This window comes from Flavobacterium hibisci (assembly GCF_020026925.1).
In the GTDB taxonomy this organism is placed as follows: domain Bacteria; phylum Bacteroidota; class Bacteroidia; order Flavobacteriales; family Flavobacteriaceae; genus Flavobacterium; species Flavobacterium hibisci.
The window spans coordinates 21,056-41,947 of sequence record NZ_JAIQDW010000022.1; the positions used below are offsets into that span (position 1 = coordinate 21,056).

The following is a 20,892-nucleotide window of genomic DNA, read 5'->3' on the forward strand; positions in this document are numbered from 1 at the left end:
TAAAATTAATCAAATAGACTATATAAAGCTGAAATACTAAGGTGTTTCAGCTTTTTTTATTTCAAAAACATAAAATTAACACAAATTATCGAAACCGTTTTATGTTAATATTACGTTAAAACAAAATTAAACAAGTGTTTAAATTAAACAACTGTTTAATTTTGTACCCGATTAGAAAACACGCTATGTCAAACATCGAATTAAACGATAAAAAAATTCAAATTCTGAAAGTAGCCGAGAAACTTTTTTCGGAAAAAGGATTTGAAGGAACGTCTATACGGGACATCTCTAAAGAGGCAAAAATTAATATTGCCATGGTTTCGTATTATTTTGGTTCTAAAGAAAAACTGCTTGAAGCTTTGATAATTCATAAAACAGCCGATTTAAAATTACAAATCGAAAGTTTACAGCACGAAAAACTCGAACCTCTTGATAAAGTAAATAAATTAGTTGAGATTTACATCAACCGAATCAATTGTAACAAAGGGATATTCAGGGTTTTACATTTCGAACTTACCTCAAAAAAAAGAGAAAATAGCTTAGCCGTTTTCACAGAATTGAAAAAAGGCAATTTAAAGTCATTAGAAACAATTATTCATGAAGGCCAGTCTAAAGGAATTTTTAGAAAAGATATAATTATTCCGCTTATCACTCCGACAATTATGGGTACTTTTTTTCATTTTCATATGAATAAACCTTTCTTCGTCGAATTACTGAATTTAAACACGGAAGAGTTGTATGATAATTACATCAAAACGATTCTTAAAAACCACATTCAACAAACTATAAAAGCACTACTTGTTTATGAAAATTAGTCAATTAATGCTCTTTGGAGTTTTCTTTATCGGAATTTCTTCAATAGAAGCACAAGAAAAAACAAGTTTAACCTTAGACGAAGCCGTTAAGCTGGCGTGGGAAAAGAGTAACGAAGTTACACTTGCCAATACTAAGGTAAACACAAAAAAATACGAATTACAGTCGGTTAAGAATAATCAGTATCCGGACTTAAAAATTTCGGGGCAATACCAGCGTTTAGGAAAAGCTTCGATTGACCTTCACAACGACCAGGCAAGTTCTGAGCCTATGGCATCTCCGGACCGTGCTATGTTAGGAATGGCAAATCTTAGTCTGCCAATCTTTTCGGGATTTAAAATTCAAAGCAGTATTGATACTTACGAAAGTTTATACGAAGCAGAAACTGCGAATGCAGCTAAAACGAAAGAAGATGTTGCACTTCGCGTAATTACCTATTATACTGCATTGTATAAAGCCCAAAAAACATTAGATCTTTTAAACGAAAACCAGAAACAGGCGAAACAGCGTGTAACTGATTTTACCGAATTAGAAAAAAATGGAATTATCCCGAGAAATGATTTATTGAAAGCACAATTAATGGTTTCTAAAACACAATTATCTATTGATGAAGCGAACAACAACATCAACAACATCAATTTTTATCTTACAACATTGCTTAAATTAGATCCTTCGGTAAAACTTCAGGTTAACGAGCAGGATTTCTTTAATTTAAAAACAAGCAATGCCCCAACATCTGACGCATTAGCTTTAGAAAACAGAAAAGATTTAGAAGCTGTCCGTTTACAATCTAAAGCAAGTGAGGCAAACATTAGAGTTGCAAAAGCTGGTTATTATCCAACTTTAGCATTATTGGGAGGTTATACGGCTTTCGATCTTAAAGATTTTATTACTGTAAAATATGCTATGAATTTCGGCGTTGGACTATCTTATGATTTATCGGGAATTCTAAAAAACAATTCGCACGTAAAAGAAGCTGAAAGTAAAGCGATGGAAGTAAAAAATTCTGAAGCACTTTTAAGCGACCGCATCAAAGTAGAAGTTCAAAAATCTATTGAAGATTATGATTTAGCTATTAATCAGAGTGTGGTTTATGATGAAGCATTACAGCAGGCATCTGAAAACTACAGACTGGTAAAGGACAAATTCGACAACGGCTTATCTGACACCAATGATCTTGTTGAAGCTGATGTAGAACATTTAAGCGCTAAAATCAATACTGCTTTATCAAAAGCAACTATTATCCAAAAGTATTATGAATTACTTTCGGTATCCGGACAATTATCTCAATCATTCAATCTTTCTAAAATATAATCGCTAGCTCTCATGGAAAAGAAAAAGACAAATAAAAAATTCATCATTATACTAACCATTTTGATTTTAGTAGGAGGAACTTACGGAATTTCAAAATATTTACACTCTCAGGCACACGAAGAAACAGATGATGCCCAGATCGAGAAAAGAATGAATCCGATTATTCCACGAGTATCGGGATACATTAGCAAAGTATATGTAAAAGATAATGATTTTGTAAAAAAAGGAGATACTTTGTTTACAATTGACAAGAGGGATTATCAATTGAAAATTGATGAAGCACAAGCAGCTTTATTAGGAGCTGAAGGTCAGTACGAAGCTGCAAAAGCGGATATCGGAAGTGCCTACGCAAGCATTAATGTTTCTGATGCTCAAATGAAATCGGCTGGCGGTTCTATAGAAAGTGCTAAAATCAGACTCAGACAATTGACAAACGACTACAACCGTTATAATAATTTATATAAAACGCATACGATTACGAAACAACAATACGAGCAGGCATTAACAGCGAAAGAAGAAGCCGAAAATCAGGTTCGTGTTTTAGAGCAGCAACAAAGAGCAAGTTCATTCCAAAAATCGGTTATCCAGTCAAAATCTAAAGTTTCTGATAAACAAACAGAAGTAGCTGCAGCTAATATCAAAAAAGCAAAAACTATGCTTGAAGTAGCTAAACTGAATCTTACTTACACAGTAGTAACTGCTGCAATTGATGGCCAGGTTTCTAAAGTGGATATTCAGCCGGGACAATTGGTTCAGCCAGGTCAGTCTTTATTTTATATTATCAACAACAATGAAGCATGGGTTGTAGCAAACTTTAAAGAAACACAATTGAACAAAATGGTTGTGGGGCAAAAAGTGAGTTTAAAAGTAGATGCTTATCCTAATTATGAATTTAAAGGAACTGTTACTTCTTTCTCTCCTGCTACAGGATCCCGTTTTTCATTATTACCTCCTGACAATGCAACAGGAAACTTCGTAAAAACGATTCAGAGATTACCGGTAAAAATTAGTTTAGACTCTTCAAACGATCCTAAAAAAGTTGAATTATTACGTCCTGGAATGAATGTGGATGTAGATGTACATTTGAAATAAAATAAATGACAGCAGCAGTACAAGGAGACGACGATTTAGTAGAATACGGCTACAGACGTGTAATCATTACGATTACGGCAGTACTTTGTGCATTGCTGGAAATTGTAGATACTACGATTGTAAACGTAGCACTGACAGACATGCGCGGAAGTCTTGGGGCAACCCTGACTGACGTTGCGTGGGTAATTACAGCATACGCGATTGCGAATGTGATTGTAATTCCGATGACGAGCTGGCTATCACAGCAATTTGGAAGACGAAATTATTTTGTGGCTTCGATCATAATATTTACCGTTTGTTCCTTCTTGTGTGGAAATGCCACAAATATTTGGGAACTGGTAGCTTTTCGATTCGTACAAGGTATGGGTGGTGGAGCACTACTGGTAACAGCTCAAACGATTATTACAGAAAGTTATCCTGTAGCAAAACGAGGAATGGCACAGGCAATTTACGGAATGGGCGTAATTGTTGGACCAACTCTTGGACCACCTTTGGGAGGTTATTTAGTTGATAATTACTCCTGGCCTTATATTTTCTACATCAATATTCCGTTGGGAATTATTGCTACTATTTTGGCATTAACTTTCGTTAGAAGTCCGAAATATGGAGAGAAATTAAAAGCAAATCAGGTTGACTGGTGGGGAATTATTTTGTTGAGTACCTTTATTGGTTCATTACAATTCGTATTAGAGCACGGACAACAGGACGACTGGTTTAACGATTCTTTAATTGTAACCTTAAGTGTTGTAACAGTTTTAGGATTGGTTTTATTTATTTGGAGAGAGCTTACTTATAAATATCCAATCGTGAACTTAAGTGTTCTAAAAGACGGAAACTTAAGAATTGGAACGGTAATGTGTTTTATCCTTGGTTTTGGTCTATACGGTTCAACATTGATTATCCCAATTTATACGCAGTCGATTTTAGGATGGACCGCAACTGATGCCGGATTATTATTAATTCCGGGTTCGATTACAACAGCGCTTATGATGCCGTTTGTGGGGAATATGATTCAGAAAGGTGTACCTCAGGGTTATATGGTGGGAGTAGGATTTTTAATTTTCTTCTTCTTCACTTTTATGATGTACAGCCGTATGACACCTGATACGGGTGTTGAGCACATGTACTGGCCGTTGATTTTAAGAGGAATTGGTTTAGGATTACTTTTCGTTCCTATTACGACGCTTTCTCTTTCTACCTTAAAAGGAAAACAAATTGGCGAAGGAGCAGCATTTACAGGAATGATGCGTCAATTAGGCGGATCTTTTGGAATTGCTATTATTACTACGTTCATCACGCGCTTCAGCCAGTCGCACAGAGTAGATTTAATTAACAATTTAGATCCGGCCAAATTCGAAGTACAACAGCGTCTTGCAGGTATGCAGCACGCCTTCATGGCAAAAGGTTACAGTGCCGATGTTGCTTTGAAAAAAGCCTATCAGGCTATTGATCTTTCTGTAATGAAACAAAGTACTGTGATGGCTTACATGGATATTTTCCTTTATTTAGGAATTATGTTTTTATGTTGCATACCGATTATTCTCTTTATCAAAAAAGGGAAGAACAAAATTAATGCAGCCGACGCAATGCATTAATGCTAATAATAATTTATAATACTCAAAACGCCGAATTCAACAATTAGAATTCGGCGTTGTTTTTATAAATCATTTTAACAATAATCAGTTTCAAAATCAAACGTGAAACATGAAACAAATAAAACAAAATTACCTCGTAAAAACCAAATGATTCCCCTTAGAAAGATTCGCATCAAACTGATATCCTTCGTAATTAAACCCTTTTAAATCATCTATTGTTTCTGCATTGGTATCAATAATATAACGCACCATCATACCCCTCGCCTTTTTCGCAAAGAAACTGATCATTTTTAGTTTTCCGTCTTTATAATCTTTAAAGTCTGGCGTAATGACAGGCACTTTCAACGCTTTTACATCAACAGCAGAAAAATATTCGTTACTTGCTAAATTCACGAATAATTCATCTTTTTTCAATTCTTTGTTTAAAGCTTTAGTAACAGTCGGTTTCCAAAAATCGTGAAGGTTTTTAGATTCACCAACCGGCATTTTAGTTCCCATTTCTAAACGATAGGCCTGCATTAAATCCAGCGGTTTTAGAAGACCGTAAAGTCCTGACAATATTCTTAATTTGTCTTGTAAACTATCTAATTTCTCTAACGGAATTGTATAAGCATCTAAACCAGTATAAACGTCCCCGTCGAAAGTATAAACTGCCGGACGTGCATTTGCTGGAGTAAAAGGCGTTTTCCAATCCTGATTTCTTTTCCAGTTTAAATCGGCCAGTTTTTCTGAAATTGACATTAATTGGGATAATTCGGCTGGCTTTTTTTGTTTTACAATTTTATGAACTATTCTCGCTTCTTTTAAAAATGAAGGCTCAGTATATTGAGATGTTGGTAATTCTTTTTCGAAATTCAAAGATTTCGCCGGAGATATAACAATTTTCATTTGTACGTTTTTGTATGATTCAAAAATACAAATTGAATTCCTAAAATAATATTTTTTTCCGCCACGAATTCACGAATTATTTTTTTTTCTGTACGTTTAATTTGTATTAATTCGTGTAATTCACTGCTCTTGCTTTTTATTTTTATAAATTAAAATGCAAAATTGTGAATTTATTCAAAAAAGTCAACGATAGATTATAAAAGGCATTTTCTATGTTGTAAATTTGCAATCAGAAATTCCAAAAACATTTTCAATACAAAAAATTGAAAGTTGTATTCTAAATAGATAGCCACGAAATCACGAATTGACTTTTTTAAATTAATTAGAAAAATTCGCGAATTCGTGGCGAAAAAATTTAGATCATGACAAAAATATTGTATCAGCAGGAAAGCTATCAGATAATGGGAATTTTATTTGATGTTCATAGGAATTTAGGTGGTGGATTTTCTGAAATTGTATATAAAGATGCTTTAGAATATGAGTTCAAAAAAGCCAATATCCCATTTGAAAGAGAAAAAGAATATTTAGTAAATTATAAAGACATAATATTAGATCACAGATTTTACGCTGATTTCGTTTTATTTGATCAAATTATACTTGAAATAAAATCAAGCGATTATTTACATCCAAAATATATTTCACAGTGTCTTAATTATCTAAAAGTTTCCAAGAATAATTTAGCAATTTTGGCAAACTTCAATTCTGCTTCACTTGAACACAAACGTATTATTTTATAAAAATTAGTGAATTCGTGGCTATACAAACAAACTACAAAACTGCTTTACAAAACAAAATCTTCGATATCATTTCGAAAGCTTCTCAGGAATTAAACGTTGACTCTTATGTGATCGGCGGATTTGTTCGTGATTTGCTTTTAAACCGGGGTTCGAAAAAAGATATTGATGTTGTTGCTGTTGGAAGCGGAATTGAACTTGCTTTAAAGGTTTCTGATTTACTTCCTAAAAAACCAAAAGTCCAGGTTTTTAAAACTTATGGAACAGCGATGTTACGTTTTGAAGATACTGATATCGAGTTTGTCGGTGCCCGAAAAGAATCTTATACCCGAGACAGCCGAAATCCAATTGTGGAAAACGGAACTTTGCAAGACGATCAAAATCGCCGCGATTTTACAATCAATGCCCTGGCTTTATCTTTAAACGAAAATAACTTTGGTGCTCTTTTAGATCCTTTTGACGGTTTAACCGATTTAGAAAACAAAACAATTAAAACGCCTTTAGATCCTGATATTACGTATTCTGATGATCCATTGCGTATGCTTCGTGCGATTCGTTTTGCTACTCAATTGAATTTCGAAATTGAAGAAAATTCATTGAATGCCATCACAAAAAATGCGGAAAGAATCAAAATTATTTCTGGTGAAAGAATCGTAGATGAACTAAATAAAATTCTTTCTACAGACAAACCTTCAACCGGATTTTTACTTTTATATAAAACCGGGCTTTTAGATTTAATTTTACCTGAATTGACAGCTTTGAATCAGGTGGAAGAAATTGAAGGCCATACACATAAAAACAATTTCTATCATACGCTTGAAGTCGTTGATAACATTTGCCCAAATACTGATGATGTCTGGTTAAGATGGGCTGCATTGTTGCATGATATCGGGAAAGCGCCAACAAAACGTTTCAATAAAAAACAAGGCTGGACTTTTCATGGACACGAATTTTTAGGCGGAAAGATGGCTAAGAAAATCTTCGAACGTTTGCACATGCCTTTAAATCAAAAAATGAAATTCGTTCAGAAAATGGTTATTATGAGTTCACGTCCGATTGTTCTGGCGCAGGATATAGTAACTGACAGCGCTGTTCGTCGTTTGGTTTTTGATGCGGGTGAAGATGTAGAAGATTTAATGATTTTGTGTGAAGCTGATATCACAACCAAGAATCCAGCGAAATTCAAGAAATATCATAAAAATTTTGAAGTTGTCCGCAAGAAAATTGTTGAAGTTGAAGAGCGTGATCACGTTCGTAATTTCCAACCGCCAATTTCTGGAGAAGAAATTATGGAAATGTTCGATTTGAAACCTTCACGTGAAATTGGGTTTTTGAAAGAAGCGGTAAAAGAAGCTATTTTAGAAGGCGATATTCCGAATGAATATCAGGCTGCTTATGATTTTGTGATTAAAAGAGCTCAAAAGTTAGGGCTGAAAAAAATAGAGAAATAAGTACTTTATAAAATGAAAAAAGAAAATAAATCAGTAATCATTTGGTTACTATCGGGCTGTGTTTTATTATTTTTAATGGTCATCGTGGGTGGAATTACTCGTTTAACCAATTCAGGCTTATCTATGACCGACTGGCACTTGGTAACCGACACATTTCCACCTTTAACAGAAGCTAAATGGCAAGCTGCTTTTGATGAATACAAAAAGTTTCCAGAATATCAGAAAATCAATATTCACAACGATTTTCAATTGGCAGATTATAAATTCATTTATTTCTGGGAATGGTTTCATCGTTTCATCGGGCGTATCATCGGACTGGTTTTCTTTGTACCTTTTGTTTACTTTTTAATCAAAAAGAAATTAGACACTCCAACCATTAAAAAATGCATTGTTCTTTTGGCAATGGGCGGTTTTCAGGGTTTTCTTGGGTGGTTTATGGTCCGCAGCGGGTTAATTGACAATCCGGATGTAAGCCACTTCAGACTTTCACTGCACCTTACTTTTGCTTTTATCACTTTTGCTTACACACTTTGGGTAGCGCTTGATCTGATTTATCCGGAAAGAAACATCAATAAAATTCTTCCGCTTCGTAAAATCGCAAGATATGCTTTAGTAGCTTTATTGATCCAGATTATTTATGGTGGATTTGTAGCCGGACTTAACGCAGGATTAATTCACAATCACTGGCCATTAATGAGTGACGGAGAATTTATTCATGAATCGGTTTTTATTGAACAGTCTTCTCTAATCAAAAATTTAATTGAAGGAAAAAGTGGTGTTCAGTTTGTGCACAGAACTTTTGCGTATGCAGTAGTGGCGATTATTCTTTTTCTGTATTTCAAAAGCAAAAAATATTCACTTACCGATACCCAGTCAAAAGGAATTAACATTTTGGTGATTTTTGTTTTTGTTCAGTTTGCCCTTGGCGTTTTCACTTTATTGTACAGTGTGCCTTTGGCTTTAGGATTAATTCATCAGATTATGGCATTTTTACTTTTAAGTGCGATGACCTACACATTGCATAGATTGAGCAAATAATCGATATTTTTAAAACTAAAAAAGAGCTGAAATTTCAGCTCTTTTTTGTTGATACGTTTAATATAGTTTAATATAGTTTTATATAATCCAAAACCGGATTGAAATCCGGCCCTACAATATGTATCGAGCCGATGGCTCTTTTTCTAAAAATCTATTGATTCGGAATGAAGGTTTTCCAAAATTCCGTAGAAACGACATTTTCTTTCTTCTCACATCTCACATCTCACAAAAAAACCTACCCCAACCAATTTTTAAAATCCTGTACCTTTTCACGGCTCACAATAACCTCATCATCTTTATAAGTTGGCAAAATGATTTTTAAACGGGAATTGGTATATACCTGAATTTCTTTGATTGCTTTTAACGGTACTATAAATTTTCTGCTTACGCGAAAGAAATCTTTCTTGTTCAGCTCCTGCTCCAGAATTTCTAATGTAGAATCAATTAAATAATCACGATTATCGTAGGTATGAATGTAAGTGCCTTTATTTTCACTAAAAAAACATTCAATTTCATCTTTGGTAATTACCTTTAAATGATGCCCGATTTTAACTGTAAACCTTTCCCTGTAAGTTTTTTCAAAAGGATTTGAAAGCATTTGTCGTATTTGTTCAAAATCAAGCTGTAGATTTTGATTTGCATTATCCTGTTTCGGGATTCTGTTTTTGTATTTTGCAACAGCCGTTTCAAGATCATCTTCATCAATTGGTTTTAAAAGATAGTCTATGCTGTTTAGCTTGAATGCTTTCAATGCATACTCATCATAAGCAGTTGTAAAAATGATAGCGCTTTTTATATCTATTTTTTCAAAAATTTCAAACGATAAGCCATCCGAAAGCTGAATGTCCAAAAAAATCAAATCAGGATGCGCGTTATTGCCAAACCAATGGATAGATTCTTCTACAGAATGCAGCATAGTTTGCACAGCAATGTCTAATTTTTCTAATTTTCGTTGTAATAATCTTGCAGCCGGTTTTTCGTCTTCTATAATTAAGGTGGTCATTTATTAAATTTGAAAAATTAAAATCTGGTTTTGGTTACACTGGTAAAGTTACTCCCATTTATTGGTGTTTTGAGATTCTTTGTTCATGTATTTCTGGATTTTTTTCTGTTCCCACTCTGATCCAAAAAACAAATCAGGCCCGAAAACGGTGAAAGCGTGAATCAATAAACCAATCCCCCAAAAGAAGGCTGTCGAATACGTATGCCATTCAAATAATCCGCTCTCATCAAATCTGTTTCCAACAAAATCCCTGTTTATATTTGAAATAATAATGATTGCATTTACAATTAAATATATTTTTAAGTGCGAATAAAAACCCTTGATTCTTTTTATTTTTTTGTATGCTCTTTCAAAACTTTCATCATTTTCAAATTCTTGTCCGTACTCTTCGTAAAAGCGTCTTCTACAACGTCCCATTTTATTTTGTTTTAAAAGTTATTGCCATTTATTTTTGTTCTCTTTTTCTTTCTCCATGATTTCTCTGATTTTCCGTTCTTCCCATCCTTTTCCAAAAACCGGAAAAACTTCAAAAACTTTTAATCCATGAAAAACAACTCCTATTCCCCACCACATCAAAGGCCAGTAAAACCATAAGTGATTTGGTGTTGTATAGAAATTAATAAAAATCAATACAATGTTAACCCCAATGTAAGAAGTCAAATTACCATAAAACCCTTTAATATTCTCGACTTTCTTTTTAGCCTGGTAATATTTATCTTCTTCGTTATAATTTATTTCCATGATTACTCCCATTTTTGTCTATTATTTTCTTTTTCTAAAATCTCATCTATCTTTCTTTTCTCCCATTCTTTACTAAAAAAAGGAAAACAATCAAAAGCTTTCAATCCGTGTAAAACAATTGCAACTCCCCAGCCCAGCAAGGAAAACCAAAAATATAAATAACCTGGTGAAGTTATAAGATTTACCATTATAACAATTGGATTACAGAGAAAATATACTGTCAGATGTTCATAAAACTTTCTGATTTTTTTCACTCTTTCCTGAGCCTCATAATAACGTTCTGCAGCAGCATACTTTTCCATAATTATTTCCAGGTTTGTTGTTTATTATTTTCCTTTTCCAAAATCTCTCTGATCTTTCTTTCTTCCCAGTCTGAACTGTAACCAAAAACTTTAAAAGCATGCATTACAACCCCAAATCCCCAGCCTAAAGCCGAAAACCAAAACCACTGAAATCCGGGAGAATACCTCAAATTGATAAATACTAAAAACGGAATCACACAACAATACGAAATTACATTTGCGTAAAATCCTTTTAATTCTTCAACTCTTTTTTTAGCTCTGAAATAAGCTTTACTTTCATCGCTATAGTCTGCATTTGTTTCCATAACTGCTATTTGTTTCGTTAAAATCGGAATCTTAACCGTAAATGTTTTTTCATTTTGTTCAATCAAAACTTTTCTGTTGGTTACAATTCCGTATCGATTTACAATATTTTGGAGCCCAACTCCCTGCCTGTCCTGTAAAACTTCCTTTTTCTGAAAATCATTTTGAATGGCAAGATAATCTCCTTCTGTAAAAATTTTGATATGCAATGGTTTTTGTTCACTTACTACATTATGTTTCACTGTGTTTTCTAATAAAAGCTGCAGCGACAACGGAACCACTTTTGCATCCGGATTGATATTTTCTGTTGGCAATTCGTAAAACAAACTGTTTTCAAAACGCATTTTCAGTAGATTCATATACGTTTTTGCAAATGACAATTCATCCTCAACAGAAACCAGCTCTTTATCTTTTTGCTCTAAAACATATCGGTAAATTTTAGATAAAGAAGTGGTAAACCGCTGTGCATTATCCGGGTTTTCTTCAATCAAAGAACTTAACACATTGAGACTGTTAAAAAGAAAATGTGGGTCGATCTGATTTTTTAAACTTTCGAATTTGGCATTTGCCGTTCCTGCGATAATCTTTTGCTGCGTTATTTCGAATTTTGATGCCTGTTTCCATTTTACCATAAAGCTTCTCGCCTGCATAAAGGTAGATACCGCCAATGACAAAATGATATAAAAAAGATGTACCCAAATCATTCTTTCACTAAAGAATTTATCGACTGGCATACTTTGGAGATAAACAAAAATGTAATAATTTATTCCTAAAACAACTGGAACAGTATACAATATGGTAACCATGATTCCGTAATAAACCCTCAGGTTCGTCTGCTCCAGCCAATCCCATTTTTTATCCAGAAGAACGTTAAGGAATCCGTTGCCAAAACCTACTCCAAAAGAATAAAGACAGCTTATAAAAAAAGTTAAAAGAACATTTTGAACATTTAAGTCATCTCCCAAAAAAGCTGAAAATATTACCGTAAAAATCATGGAAATCTTAAAAGAAACAATTGTTCCGCTTTTTAGATCTGCATATGTATTTCCATTATCTTTCATTATAATCAGCTTAAATTATTTTTTATTTTTTGCAACTTTTTTGTGCTTCCAAAGCTCTGTCTAATCCCCATTTTGGCGAAAACTGACTTTCTGGTTTAAATGTACCGAAAAGTTCAATAGCTTTATCAACCTGCGCACATAAAGGTTTTGTATCTACGCCTGTCCATTTTGCACCACCCAGCTGATATTCTGCCTCACCAAATACCGCTCTTGGATTATTAGGATCAATTGCTTTGGCTTTGGCGTAGGCTTCCATCACTTTTGCCGAATATTTCATTCCGTTTGTCATTGGGTCAGCGACAACATATCCTGTATAAATCAAAGCCTGCAAAACATATAACTCGGCATTGTTCTGATCTTTTATGATTTCCTTATCCAAAGCATCTTGTGCCTTTGTCAATAACAAATCGATCTTTGTTTTATCTTTTTCAGTAAAAACAGATGTGGTGTTGATTAATGCAACATAATAATTTGGCAGATAGCTGGTTTTTTCTGCTGCAGCAATTCTTTCAAACATTGCTGAAGCTTCGTCGTTTTTGCCTTCTTTCCAAAGTCCGAAAGCCTTCTCCATTCCTTTTTCAAATTGTGTCTGAGCTGAAGCTAATACCACTACAAATAGTGTGATTAATGTGATGATTTTTTTCATTTTATAAGTTATTTAATGGTTTAACAGGATTAGTTTTTTATAATGTAATTTCAATTTTAGAGTCTTTACCAACAGTGAATTTAGCATCTGTATAGGAAGGTGGCCCCATAAATCCTTTAGCATTGTTTGAAGCTGCGTAATCTTCAGATGGGATTCCCATTGCGTTTCTGTCAAGTTTCCCATTATTATTTTCATCGTGATAAGTAGAAATCGCATATTCACCAGCAGGAAGATTATCAAATATTACAACTGCTTTGTTATTTTTAATTTCAGAAGCAAGGCTCTTGTAAGTTGTTTTCAGAAAAGTTCCTTCTGAATTATATAATCCAACTTTAACAGCTCCCCTATTGTTTTTTACACCTGAAACAGTAACAGTTAATTTTACATTTTGAGCAGACATTAAGCTGCAAATAAACAAGATAGTAAGGGTAATAATTTTGGTCATGATTTCTTTTTTTAAGGTTCTGATTTACTAAAATTCTGCGATTTTATTTTTTTATTGATGATTAAAACTCTGGTTATTAATTTATACTTCAAAAGTATGCTGGTTTTTAGTGTTATAAAATTAAATGATACTGAGTTGTTGATTTTGGCTACTGAATTGTTTCTTTTTAAAGTTGCTAAGGTTCTAAGCGTCTAAGATGCTAAGTTTTTCCCTTTGTAGCTTACAAACTTAGCAGCTTAGAGCCTTTTTAAAGATTCTTTAATTGATTCTCATTTTTGTTCTGGCTAATGGTCCAGAAGAAACCTACGAAGAAGAATCTGTCTGCGGTTGGAACTATAGCCTGTCTTTGATAAACGCCGCCTGAATCCGGATTTCTGGCATAATCGTATCCGAAAACGTTTTGTGTTCCTAAAATATTTGAAACAGAGAAATAGAGAATTTTTTGTGTGGTCAATAAATATGCCCAGTTAAAACTTAAACTGTTATATGATTTTGTTTTTCCATTCATAAACTGTGTTTGGTTTGGGTCATTATATGGACGTCCTGAACTGAAACTGTTTGTAAAACCAATTTGCGATTTCCAGTCTGTTATAAAATATTTCGTTACAACTGATAAATTATGATTGGCTACAAAACTTGGTGTTACCACATTGGGAAAGTTTTTGTATTGTCTTTCCGAATCTATATAAGAATATGAAATCCAATATTCTAAGTTTTTATACAAATTGCTGTCTCTCCAAAGCAAATCGAAACCTTTTGCGTAGCCTGAACCGCTGTTACTGAAAACCGAATTGTACTGAATATCCCTGGTATCGTACTGCACTAAATTTTTATAATTTTTATAATAAAATTCTGTTCTAAGCAATTGTCCTGGTTTTGAAAACGTGTAATTTAAAATATAATGACTTGCTTTTTCACTTTCAAACTGATGATATTTTGAATATTTAATATAATCCACAACCGGAGTCTGCGTAAAATCTCCGTAAGCAAAAGAAAACTGACTCGATTTTGAAAGTTTATAACCTAATGAAGCTCTTGGTGCAATATTATTTTCGTTTAATAAACTGTTGTTTGAATATCTTAAACCAACTTTCAAAGCTAGATTTTTAGAGAATGAAACATCTCCTTCTGCATAAGATGCAAAAATATTTGAATCGTAACCGTTTTCAAAAGATGTAGCAGTAGCAATATCTTCGTTGTATTTTGTAACGAAATAATCGGCACCAAAAGACAATTTAAAATAATTGGAAACCTTTTTTGATAATTTTAGTTTTAACTGTGCCGCATTTTCCTGACCCTCAATACCAGTAATATCATATTTCAATTTGTTTTTGCTGTAACCGTAACTAATTCCTGATGTTAGCTGCCATCCTGGTCCGATACTTCCTTTGTAAGATGAATTCAGATAAAAATTATTATTATTCATATCTGTTCTGATCGGATTTTCAAAATTGATATTTTTCTGATTTAAATCGAATTTTTCTGAATCGAAAGAAGCGTAAAGTTTGAAAATTCCGTTTGTAAATTTATATCTGTAAACCGTTTCGCCTCCTAAAGACTGATACGGACTATTCCAATCTACATTTTGTGGAATCACTGCCTGATAAGGTGCCAGATTAACGTACATCATATTTACACTTAAGGAACTTTTTTTCCATTTTTGTGTGTTTCCTAAACTCAAACCAACCGTCATAAATCCGATATCAGTTTTTTCGTGATCTTCTTCATCCTGCGTATTTAAAAGCAAAACACTAGATAATGCTTCACCATATTCAGCAGAATAACCTCCGGTAGAAAAAGCAATCCCGCTAAATAAGAAAGGAGAAAATCTGCTTCGGGTTGGTAAATTATTAGTTGTAGCACCGTATGGCTGTGCTACTCGAATTCCGTCTACAAAAGTTTGGGTTTCGTTTGCTTCACCTCCACGTACAAACAAACGTCCGTCTTCCCCCACACTTTGTGTTCCCGGCAGCGTTTGTAAAGCCGCTATAATATTTCCGGCAGAACCTGCTGTAGTCACAATATCCAGTGGCTTTAAAACAGATACTCTTGCTTTTTCTCCAGATTCTAAAGTTCCGGCTGTGATGACAACAGCATCCAAAGCATTTATATTTTCTCTTAATTTAATTGTTTGGTCTTTATAATTGGCAACATCAATTTCTGTTTTGAAAGTTTCGAAAAGCAAAAAGCTTACCACTAAAAATTTATTTCCGGTTTCTGTAGTTTCAAAAGAAAATTCTCCTGTTTCAGAACTCGTTGCGCCATCGTATGTTCCGTCCAGATAAATATTGGCACCAACAACCGGTTTTCCTTTTTGGTCGAGAACTTTTCCTGAAATAGTATTTTGAGCGAAAATAAATGCTGTAAAAAATAAAAAAGGTATTGTTAAAAATAATTTGGTTTTCATGTCTTCTTTTGATTTTGATGAAGCAAATGTATTTTAACTTTTCTTGTTAAAAAATATTAAATAACCCAATTGTAGAATTTTGGGGATGAGTTGTAAAATACTAATTTGTATCTTAGCTATGAATTGAAAAAAAACATTATTATGTCAGAAAGTAAAAGAATTTCAAATCTATATCAGTCCATTTATAATGGAAATCCCTGGCTGGAAGTTACTTTAACACATACGTTAAGAGATGTGACTGCCGAACAGGCATACAGGAAAGTAAATCCGAATCTGAATACAATTTGGGAAATCGTGAATCATCTTATTCAATGGAGAAGAAACATTTTAAAACGTATGCAGGGAGAAGTAATCATCACTCCGGATCATAACTATTTTGTACCTGTTCTGGATCCATCTGAAGCTGCCTGGGAGCAGTCACTTCAAAACCTTGCAAAATCACAGGAAGCCTGGAATGCTTTCTTTGAAGATTTTGATGATGCTGATTTAGGAAAAATATATACCAACAATAATCACACCTATTACGAACACATTCACGGAATCATTCAGCACGATGTTTATCATTTAGGGCAGATTGTTATTTTGAAAAAAATGCTGTAAATCTACAATTAGTCAATATAGCAAAAAAGACATCAGAGAAATTTCTATGAATAAAATGTAATTATGAAAACAGAGAAAGAAAAAATGATCAGCGGTGAATACTACAATGCTTTTGATGCTGAATTAGTAAAAGGCCGCAGGAGAGCAAAAAACCTGCTTCATAGTTTAAATGTAAAAGAGTACCGGGTTACTAAAAAAGCAAAAGAAATTTTAAAGGAATTGATTCCGAATACCGGAACCGGTTTTTATATTGAGCCCCCATTTCATTGCGATTACGGATATAATATTATTGCGGGAGACAATGTCTATTTTAATGTAAATTGTGTCGTTTTGGATTGTGCAACTGTAACTATTGGGTCAAATGTATTTATTGCACCCAATGTTCAGATTTATACGGCTTCACATCCGCTTGACGCTGAATTAAGAAAAACGTTAGAAAACGCTTATCCCGTTACTATTGGAGATGACTGTTGGATTGGCGGTAATTCTGTAATCTGTCCGGGGGTAACAATAGGAAAAGGTTGTGTTATTGGAGCCGGATCGGTTGTTACCAAAAATATCCCCGACAATTCGTTAGCTGTTGGAAATCCGGCTAAGGTAATTCGCAAATTAAACAAATCTAAAACTCTTTAATCACATTTTTTAAAGATATAAAAAAAGCACTTTTTATAAATATAATTTTTAAATATTAATTTAGTTATATTTGATACAAATAGTGTAACGATGACTATAACAATTCCGAATGATATTAGAAGTGAATTCGAAGGTTATAATTATATAATAAGTTGGTTAAATAAATATAACTATATTAAAAATACAGAGATTACATTTGACTTTAGTAGAGTTACTTTTCTTGAAGCAAATTTATGTGCATTGATTGGGACAATTTTTGAAATGCTAGAAGCAAAAAGAAATATTATTAAAATCATAAATATTCAACCACAAGTAGAGACGATATTAAGAAAAAATGAGTTTTTACTGCCTTTTGGATTTCAAAAAATTTCAGATTACAATAACACTGTTTTAAAGTATCAAAAATTCACACCTAATGACGATGTTGGCTTCAATAGGTATATCCAAGAAGAACTTTTAAAAAAACAACAGTTTCCATCGCATAGTGAAAAATTGGGAAAAGAAATCACTAGAAATATTTTTGAAATTTACGAAAATGCCAGAACTCACGGACAATGTGATTATATACATAGTTGTGGTCAATTTTATCCTAGAAAACCAGACAAACCTTTACACTTTACAATAGTTGATAAAGGAGTAAATATCAAACAAAATGTTTCCGCATTTCACAATGAAGATCTCGATGCTGCAGATGCAATTGAATGGGCAATGAAAAAAGGAAATACAACCAAAAGTGGTGATACTTCTGGAGGATTAGGTCTTGCAGTAATTTTTGAATTTATAAAATATAATAAAGGCAAAATTCAAGTCATTTCATCAGATGGTTTTTATGAATATAAAAATGAAAATGTAACTAAAAAGAAATTAGCATCTATTTTTGAAGGGACGATAGTAAATATTAAATTTAATCTAAATGATTCTAATTACTACTCATTAAAAAGTGAAGAAGACGATTTTGAAAATATATTTTAAATGGCGTAACTTTGCGCCACATTATTAATGAAATAATTCTATAATTATGAAGCATCTAATTATTAAAGATATAATTAATTCGGAGCTTGCAGTATCAACTGAAAATGGAGAAAAAGTTTTCAAAATGATTGATTCATGTTTGCAAAAGAAAGAAAAGATAGAATTAGATTTTGCGGGTATTACAATAATGATTACAGCATTTTTGAATGCTGCAATAGGGAAATTATACGGTAAGAAAGAATACACTCCTGATTTTCTGAATGAATATTTAAAACTCAAAAATGTCGAATTAGAAGATCGAAGTTTATTTATTGATGTAATTCAAAGGGCTAAAGAATATTTTGCCAATAAAGAAGATTTTGAAAAAAATTCTAACAATGCAATCTATGGCGACGATTAAAATTCAAGATTTAAAAATTGGTTTTACTGACCAATTTTTTTTTGACACAAATGTTTGGCTATTACTTTTTGGAACCATTGCTGATTTTCAAAATAGCGATCAAAAAAAATATTCTAAATTATTAGAAGATTTAATAATAAAAGATAAACCTATATTTATTTCCTCAATGGTCATCTCTGAATATGCAAACGTTTTACTTCGAAGAGATTTTGATCAATGGGTTTCTGTTGAAAAGATTATCAATGCAAAATTTAAAGCTGATTTTGTTGGGAGTAAAGCCTATGAAAATTCAGCAGAAGTAATAAAAAAATCAATAAACAAGATTTTAAAACTACCTAATATTCAAGCGGTATCGGATAGTTTCCACTGCATTGATATAGATAACATTCAAGAAAATTTTAAAAATGTAGATTTTAATGATGCATACATTTTTGAATTATCAAAACTAAACGATTATAAGATTGTTACAAATGATAAAGATTTTCTAAAATTAGATTCTAAAATTGACATTATCACTTCATAATCAGAATATAATGCTTACCATAAACAAAGTTCACCATATTGCTATCTTATGCTCCGATTATCAAAAATCTAAAGCTTTTTACACTGAAGTTTTAGGCTTAACAATTATTAGAGAAATATACCGGGAGGAACGTCAGTCTTATAAACTCGACTTAGCTCTAAACGGCACTTATATTGTCGAATTATTTTCATTCCCAAATCCCCCAAAAAGACCTTCAAGGCCTGAAGCTGTGGGTTTGCGCCATTTAGCTTTTGAAGTTATTAATTTAGATGAAACTGTTGCTCTTTTGAATTCTAAAAACATTGAATCAGAACCTATCCGGATAGATGAAAACACCGAAAAACGATTTACTTTTATCACCGATCCTGATTTATTACCAATAGAATTTTATGAAAGATGATGATAATTGTGTGAGATATTTCGTCGCTATGCTAACCAAAACACACTGAAAGATTTTTCTTATATCCTCAATTTTAACATAATATACTGAGTATTTTTTATTTAAAACCCAATTTGATTCTCTAATTTTGTAATCCGCATAAAATATGCGATACTACAAAATTTATAGTCTGATGAACAAAACGGCGCAAATCAAAAAAAATCATCAATTTATTAAGTTTCGAAAATTAGTTATTGTTTCCTTATTAATTGGCTTTCTCTCTGCTTTTCTCGGAATTTCACTTAAAAGAATTACAGAATATTACGAGGAAATCTTCTTTCACGAAGTATCGGTAAATCCCATTTTTTATATCATTTTTCCCGTTTTCGGATTATCTGTAATTTACTTTCTAAGACAATATCTTTTTAAGAAAAAAGAAAACAAAGGAATCAAAGAGGTTTTTGAAAGTACCGGTTCTAAATCTAAAAATTTACCTTCTTATAAAATCCCTTCTCACTTCATCAACGGATTGTTAACTGTTATTTTTGGAGGCTCAACCGGAATCGAAGTTTCTACAGTAGTCGCCACTGCAACAATTGGGTCTGTAGCTCACGAAAAAGAAAATGTTTTCCGTCAATACAAAACCGAATTAATTTGTGCCGGAGTTGCTGCCGGAGTTACAGCATTATTCAGCAGTCCGATTGCAGGAATTTTGTTTGCTTTTGAAGTTATTTCAAGAAAAGTGACCCGGGCATTTATCATATCAAATGTCATAGCGGTTTCTATTGCTTTTGGATTACTTACTATCCTAAAAGAAGGACCTCTGTTTGCTATTTCAATCACAACCTGGCATTTAAAAGCGATTCCGTATTTTATTCTTTTAGGAATTTTGGCCGGAATGAATTCTGTTTACCTGACCCGATGTGTTTTGTTTTTTAAATCCCAATTCGGAAAAATTGACAGGCATTATTACAAAATCATAATTGGCTCTGCGGTTTTAAGCATCTCACTGTTTATTTTTCCGCAATTGTACGGAGAGGGATATCATGCAATTAAAACCAGTTTTATTGCTCCAAACCAAATTATGACATTTACTTTAGCGTTAACTTTTATTGGTATATTACTCCTTAAACCCATTGTAACCTCCATTACATTAGCTTCCGGAGGCGATGGAGGAGTTTTTGCACCAAGCCTTTTTATAGGGGCTTTTTTAGGATTATTACTGGCTTCCGTTTTAAATACTTTTTTTCAGGTTCATGTAATTCCGGTTAACTTTATGATTATCGGAATGGCAGCGGTATTAAGTGCCAGCATCCATGCCCCTTTTACAGCTATATTTTTGGTATGCGGACTTACAAACGATTACACCTTATTTTTTCCTATTCTTGTTGTTTGTTTAATTTCGAAATACACTGCAAAAATGATTTATCCCTATACGGTATATAGTTATTCTCCAAGTATGACAAAATAATTTCAGGCTAATAATCCATCGATTAACAGAATCTTAACCATTGTTACGTACAGCAAAGTGTATTTAAAAACATAACGAAAA

General features: G+C 32.9%; 23 protein-coding genes. 14 read left to right on the forward strand and 9 right to left on the reverse strand.

The annotated features are described in order from the left end of the window. Nucleotides 1-185 precede the first annotated feature (185 nt). Genes K8B81_RS17880 through K8B81_RS17895 form a run of 4 tightly spaced genes read left to right on the forward strand, consistent with a single transcriptional unit; the run spans nt 186 to nt 4,814 of the window. Complete coding sequence (locus K8B81_RS17880; RefSeq protein ID WP_223682917.1) at nt 186-815, forward strand: TetR/AcrR family transcriptional regulator; 630 nt, start codon at nt 186-188, stop codon at nt 813-815. Beyond that, nucleotides 805-2,127: a TolC family protein gene (locus K8B81_RS17885; protein ID WP_223682918.1), complete on the forward strand. Its 1,323-nt coding sequence runs from the start codon at nt 805-807 to the stop codon at nt 2,125-2,127. The genes K8B81_RS17880 and K8B81_RS17885 overlap by 11 nt, the downstream gene beginning before the upstream one ends. A gap of 12 nt (nt 2,128-2,139) precedes the next feature. Next, complete coding sequence (locus tag K8B81_RS17890; RefSeq protein ID WP_223682919.1) at nt 2,140-3,219, forward strand: HlyD family secretion protein; 1,080 nt, start codon at nt 2,140-2,142, stop codon at nt 3,217-3,219. Between the two features lie 5 nt (nt 3,220-3,224). Further along, a complete protein-coding gene (locus tag K8B81_RS17895; protein WP_223682920.1) occupies nt 3,225-4,814 on the forward strand; it encodes an MDR family MFS transporter in 1,590 nt (529 codons plus the stop codon). A 129-nt stretch (nt 4,815-4,943) separates the two neighbouring features. On the opposite strand, the gene yaaA is transcribed toward K8B81_RS17895, so the two are convergent. After that, complete coding sequence (yaaA, locus tag K8B81_RS17900; RefSeq protein WP_223682921.1) at nt 4,944-5,702, reverse strand: peroxide stress protein YaaA; 759 nt, start codon at nt 5,700-5,702, stop codon at nt 4,944-4,946. 362 nt (nt 5,703-6,064) lie between these two features. On the opposite strand from yaaA, the gene K8B81_RS17905 reads away from it, so the two are divergent. The 3 genes from K8B81_RS17905 to K8B81_RS17915 are packed head-to-tail and all read left to right on the forward strand — an operon-like array spanning nt 6,065 to nt 8,925. Then, nucleotides 6,065-6,439, forward strand: coding sequence for a GxxExxY protein (locus tag K8B81_RS17905; protein WP_223682922.1), 375 nt, complete (start codon nt 6,065-6,067; stop codon nt 6,437-6,439). A gap of 14 nt (nt 6,440-6,453) precedes the next feature. Further along, a complete protein-coding gene (locus tag K8B81_RS17910; RefSeq protein ID WP_223682923.1) occupies nt 6,454-7,887 on the forward strand; it encodes a CCA tRNA nucleotidyltransferase in 1,434 nt (477 codons plus the stop codon). 12 nt (nt 7,888-7,899) lie between these two features. Then, nucleotides 7,900-8,925, forward strand: coding sequence for a COX15/CtaA family protein (locus tag K8B81_RS17915; protein ID WP_223682924.1), 1,026 nt, complete (start codon nt 7,900-7,902; stop codon nt 8,923-8,925). A gap of 235 nt (nt 8,926-9,160) precedes the next feature. On the opposite strand, the gene K8B81_RS17920 is transcribed toward K8B81_RS17915, so the two are convergent. The 8 genes from K8B81_RS17920 to K8B81_RS17955 form a co-directional block, all read right to left on the reverse strand. Further along, nucleotides 9,161-9,928, reverse strand: coding sequence for a LytR/AlgR family response regulator transcription factor (locus K8B81_RS17920; RefSeq protein WP_223682925.1), 768 nt, complete (start codon nt 9,926-9,928; stop codon nt 9,161-9,163). Nucleotides 9,929-9,976: 48 nt separating this feature from the next. Next, entirely contained in the window at nt 9,977-10,345 is a 369-nt protein-coding gene (locus tag K8B81_RS17925) for a 2TM domain-containing protein (RefSeq protein ID WP_223682926.1), read from the reverse strand. 18 nt (nt 10,346-10,363) lie between these two features. Further along, nucleotides 10,364-10,669, reverse strand: coding sequence for a 2TM domain-containing protein (locus K8B81_RS17930; RefSeq protein WP_223682927.1), 306 nt, complete (start codon nt 10,667-10,669; stop codon nt 10,364-10,366). 2 nt (nt 10,670-10,671) lie between these two features. Continuing rightward, nucleotides 10,672-10,971, reverse strand: coding sequence for a 2TM domain-containing protein (locus K8B81_RS17935; RefSeq protein WP_223682928.1), 300 nt, complete (start codon nt 10,969-10,971; stop codon nt 10,672-10,674). Nucleotides 10,972-10,973: 2 nt separating this feature from the next. Next, entirely contained in the window at nt 10,974-12,335 is a 1,362-nt protein-coding gene (locus tag K8B81_RS17940; RefSeq protein WP_223682929.1) for a 2TM domain-containing protein, read from the reverse strand. A 22-nt stretch (nt 12,336-12,357) separates the two neighbouring features. Next, a complete protein-coding gene (locus K8B81_RS17945) occupies nt 12,358-12,981 on the reverse strand; it encodes a tetratricopeptide repeat protein (RefSeq protein ID WP_223682930.1) in 624 nt (207 codons plus the stop codon). A gap of 37 nt (nt 12,982-13,018) precedes the next feature. Further along, nucleotides 13,019-13,426 (reverse strand): DUF2141 domain-containing protein, encoded by a 408-nt coding sequence (locus tag K8B81_RS17950; protein ID WP_223682931.1) that lies wholly within the window; start codon nt 13,424-13,426, stop codon nt 13,019-13,021. A 247-nt stretch (nt 13,427-13,673) separates the two neighbouring features. Further along, nucleotides 13,674-15,833: a TonB-dependent receptor gene (locus tag K8B81_RS17955; protein WP_223682932.1), complete on the reverse strand. Its 2,160-nt coding sequence runs from the start codon at nt 15,831-15,833 to the stop codon at nt 13,674-13,676. 141 nt (nt 15,834-15,974) lie between these two features. Between K8B81_RS17955 and K8B81_RS17960 the strand changes: the two genes are divergently transcribed. From K8B81_RS17960 to K8B81_RS17990, 7 genes are all read left to right on the forward strand, one after another. Then, a complete protein-coding gene (locus K8B81_RS17960; protein WP_223682933.1) occupies nt 15,975-16,433 on the forward strand; it encodes a DinB family protein in 459 nt (152 codons plus the stop codon). A 63-nt stretch (nt 16,434-16,496) separates the two neighbouring features. Beyond that, nucleotides 16,497-17,066, forward strand: coding sequence for a sugar O-acetyltransferase (locus K8B81_RS17965; protein ID WP_223682934.1), 570 nt, complete (start codon nt 16,497-16,499; stop codon nt 17,064-17,066). Between the two features lie 90 nt (nt 17,067-17,156). Further along, the gene (locus K8B81_RS17970; protein ID WP_223682935.1) at nt 17,157-18,038 is read left to right on the forward strand and encodes a hypothetical protein; all 882 of its coding nucleotides are present in this window, start codon (nt 17,157-17,159) and stop codon (nt 18,036-18,038) included. Between the two features lie 46 nt (nt 18,039-18,084). Continuing rightward, the gene (locus tag K8B81_RS17975) at nt 18,085-18,438 is read left to right on the forward strand and encodes an STAS-like domain-containing protein (RefSeq protein WP_223682936.1); all 354 of its coding nucleotides are present in this window, start codon (nt 18,085-18,087) and stop codon (nt 18,436-18,438) included. Then, entirely contained in the window at nt 18,425-18,961 is a 537-nt protein-coding gene (locus K8B81_RS17980; RefSeq protein WP_223682937.1) for a PIN domain-containing protein, read from the forward strand. The genes K8B81_RS17975 and K8B81_RS17980 overlap by 14 nt, the downstream gene beginning before the upstream one ends. A 10-nt stretch (nt 18,962-18,971) precedes the next feature. Beyond that, nucleotides 18,972-19,361 carry an SMU1112c/YaeR family gloxylase I-like metalloprotein gene (gene gloA2, locus K8B81_RS17985; RefSeq protein ID WP_223682938.1) on the forward strand — a complete coding sequence of 130 codons (390 nt, stop codon included), beginning with the start codon at nt 18,972-18,974 and terminating at the stop codon, nt 19,359-19,361. A 145-nt stretch (nt 19,362-19,506) separates the two neighbouring features. Further along, complete coding sequence (locus K8B81_RS17990) at nt 19,507-20,811, forward strand: chloride channel protein (protein ID WP_223682939.1); 1,305 nt, start codon at nt 19,507-19,509, stop codon at nt 20,809-20,811. The last annotated feature ends 81 nt before the right edge of the window (nt 20,812-20,892 follow it).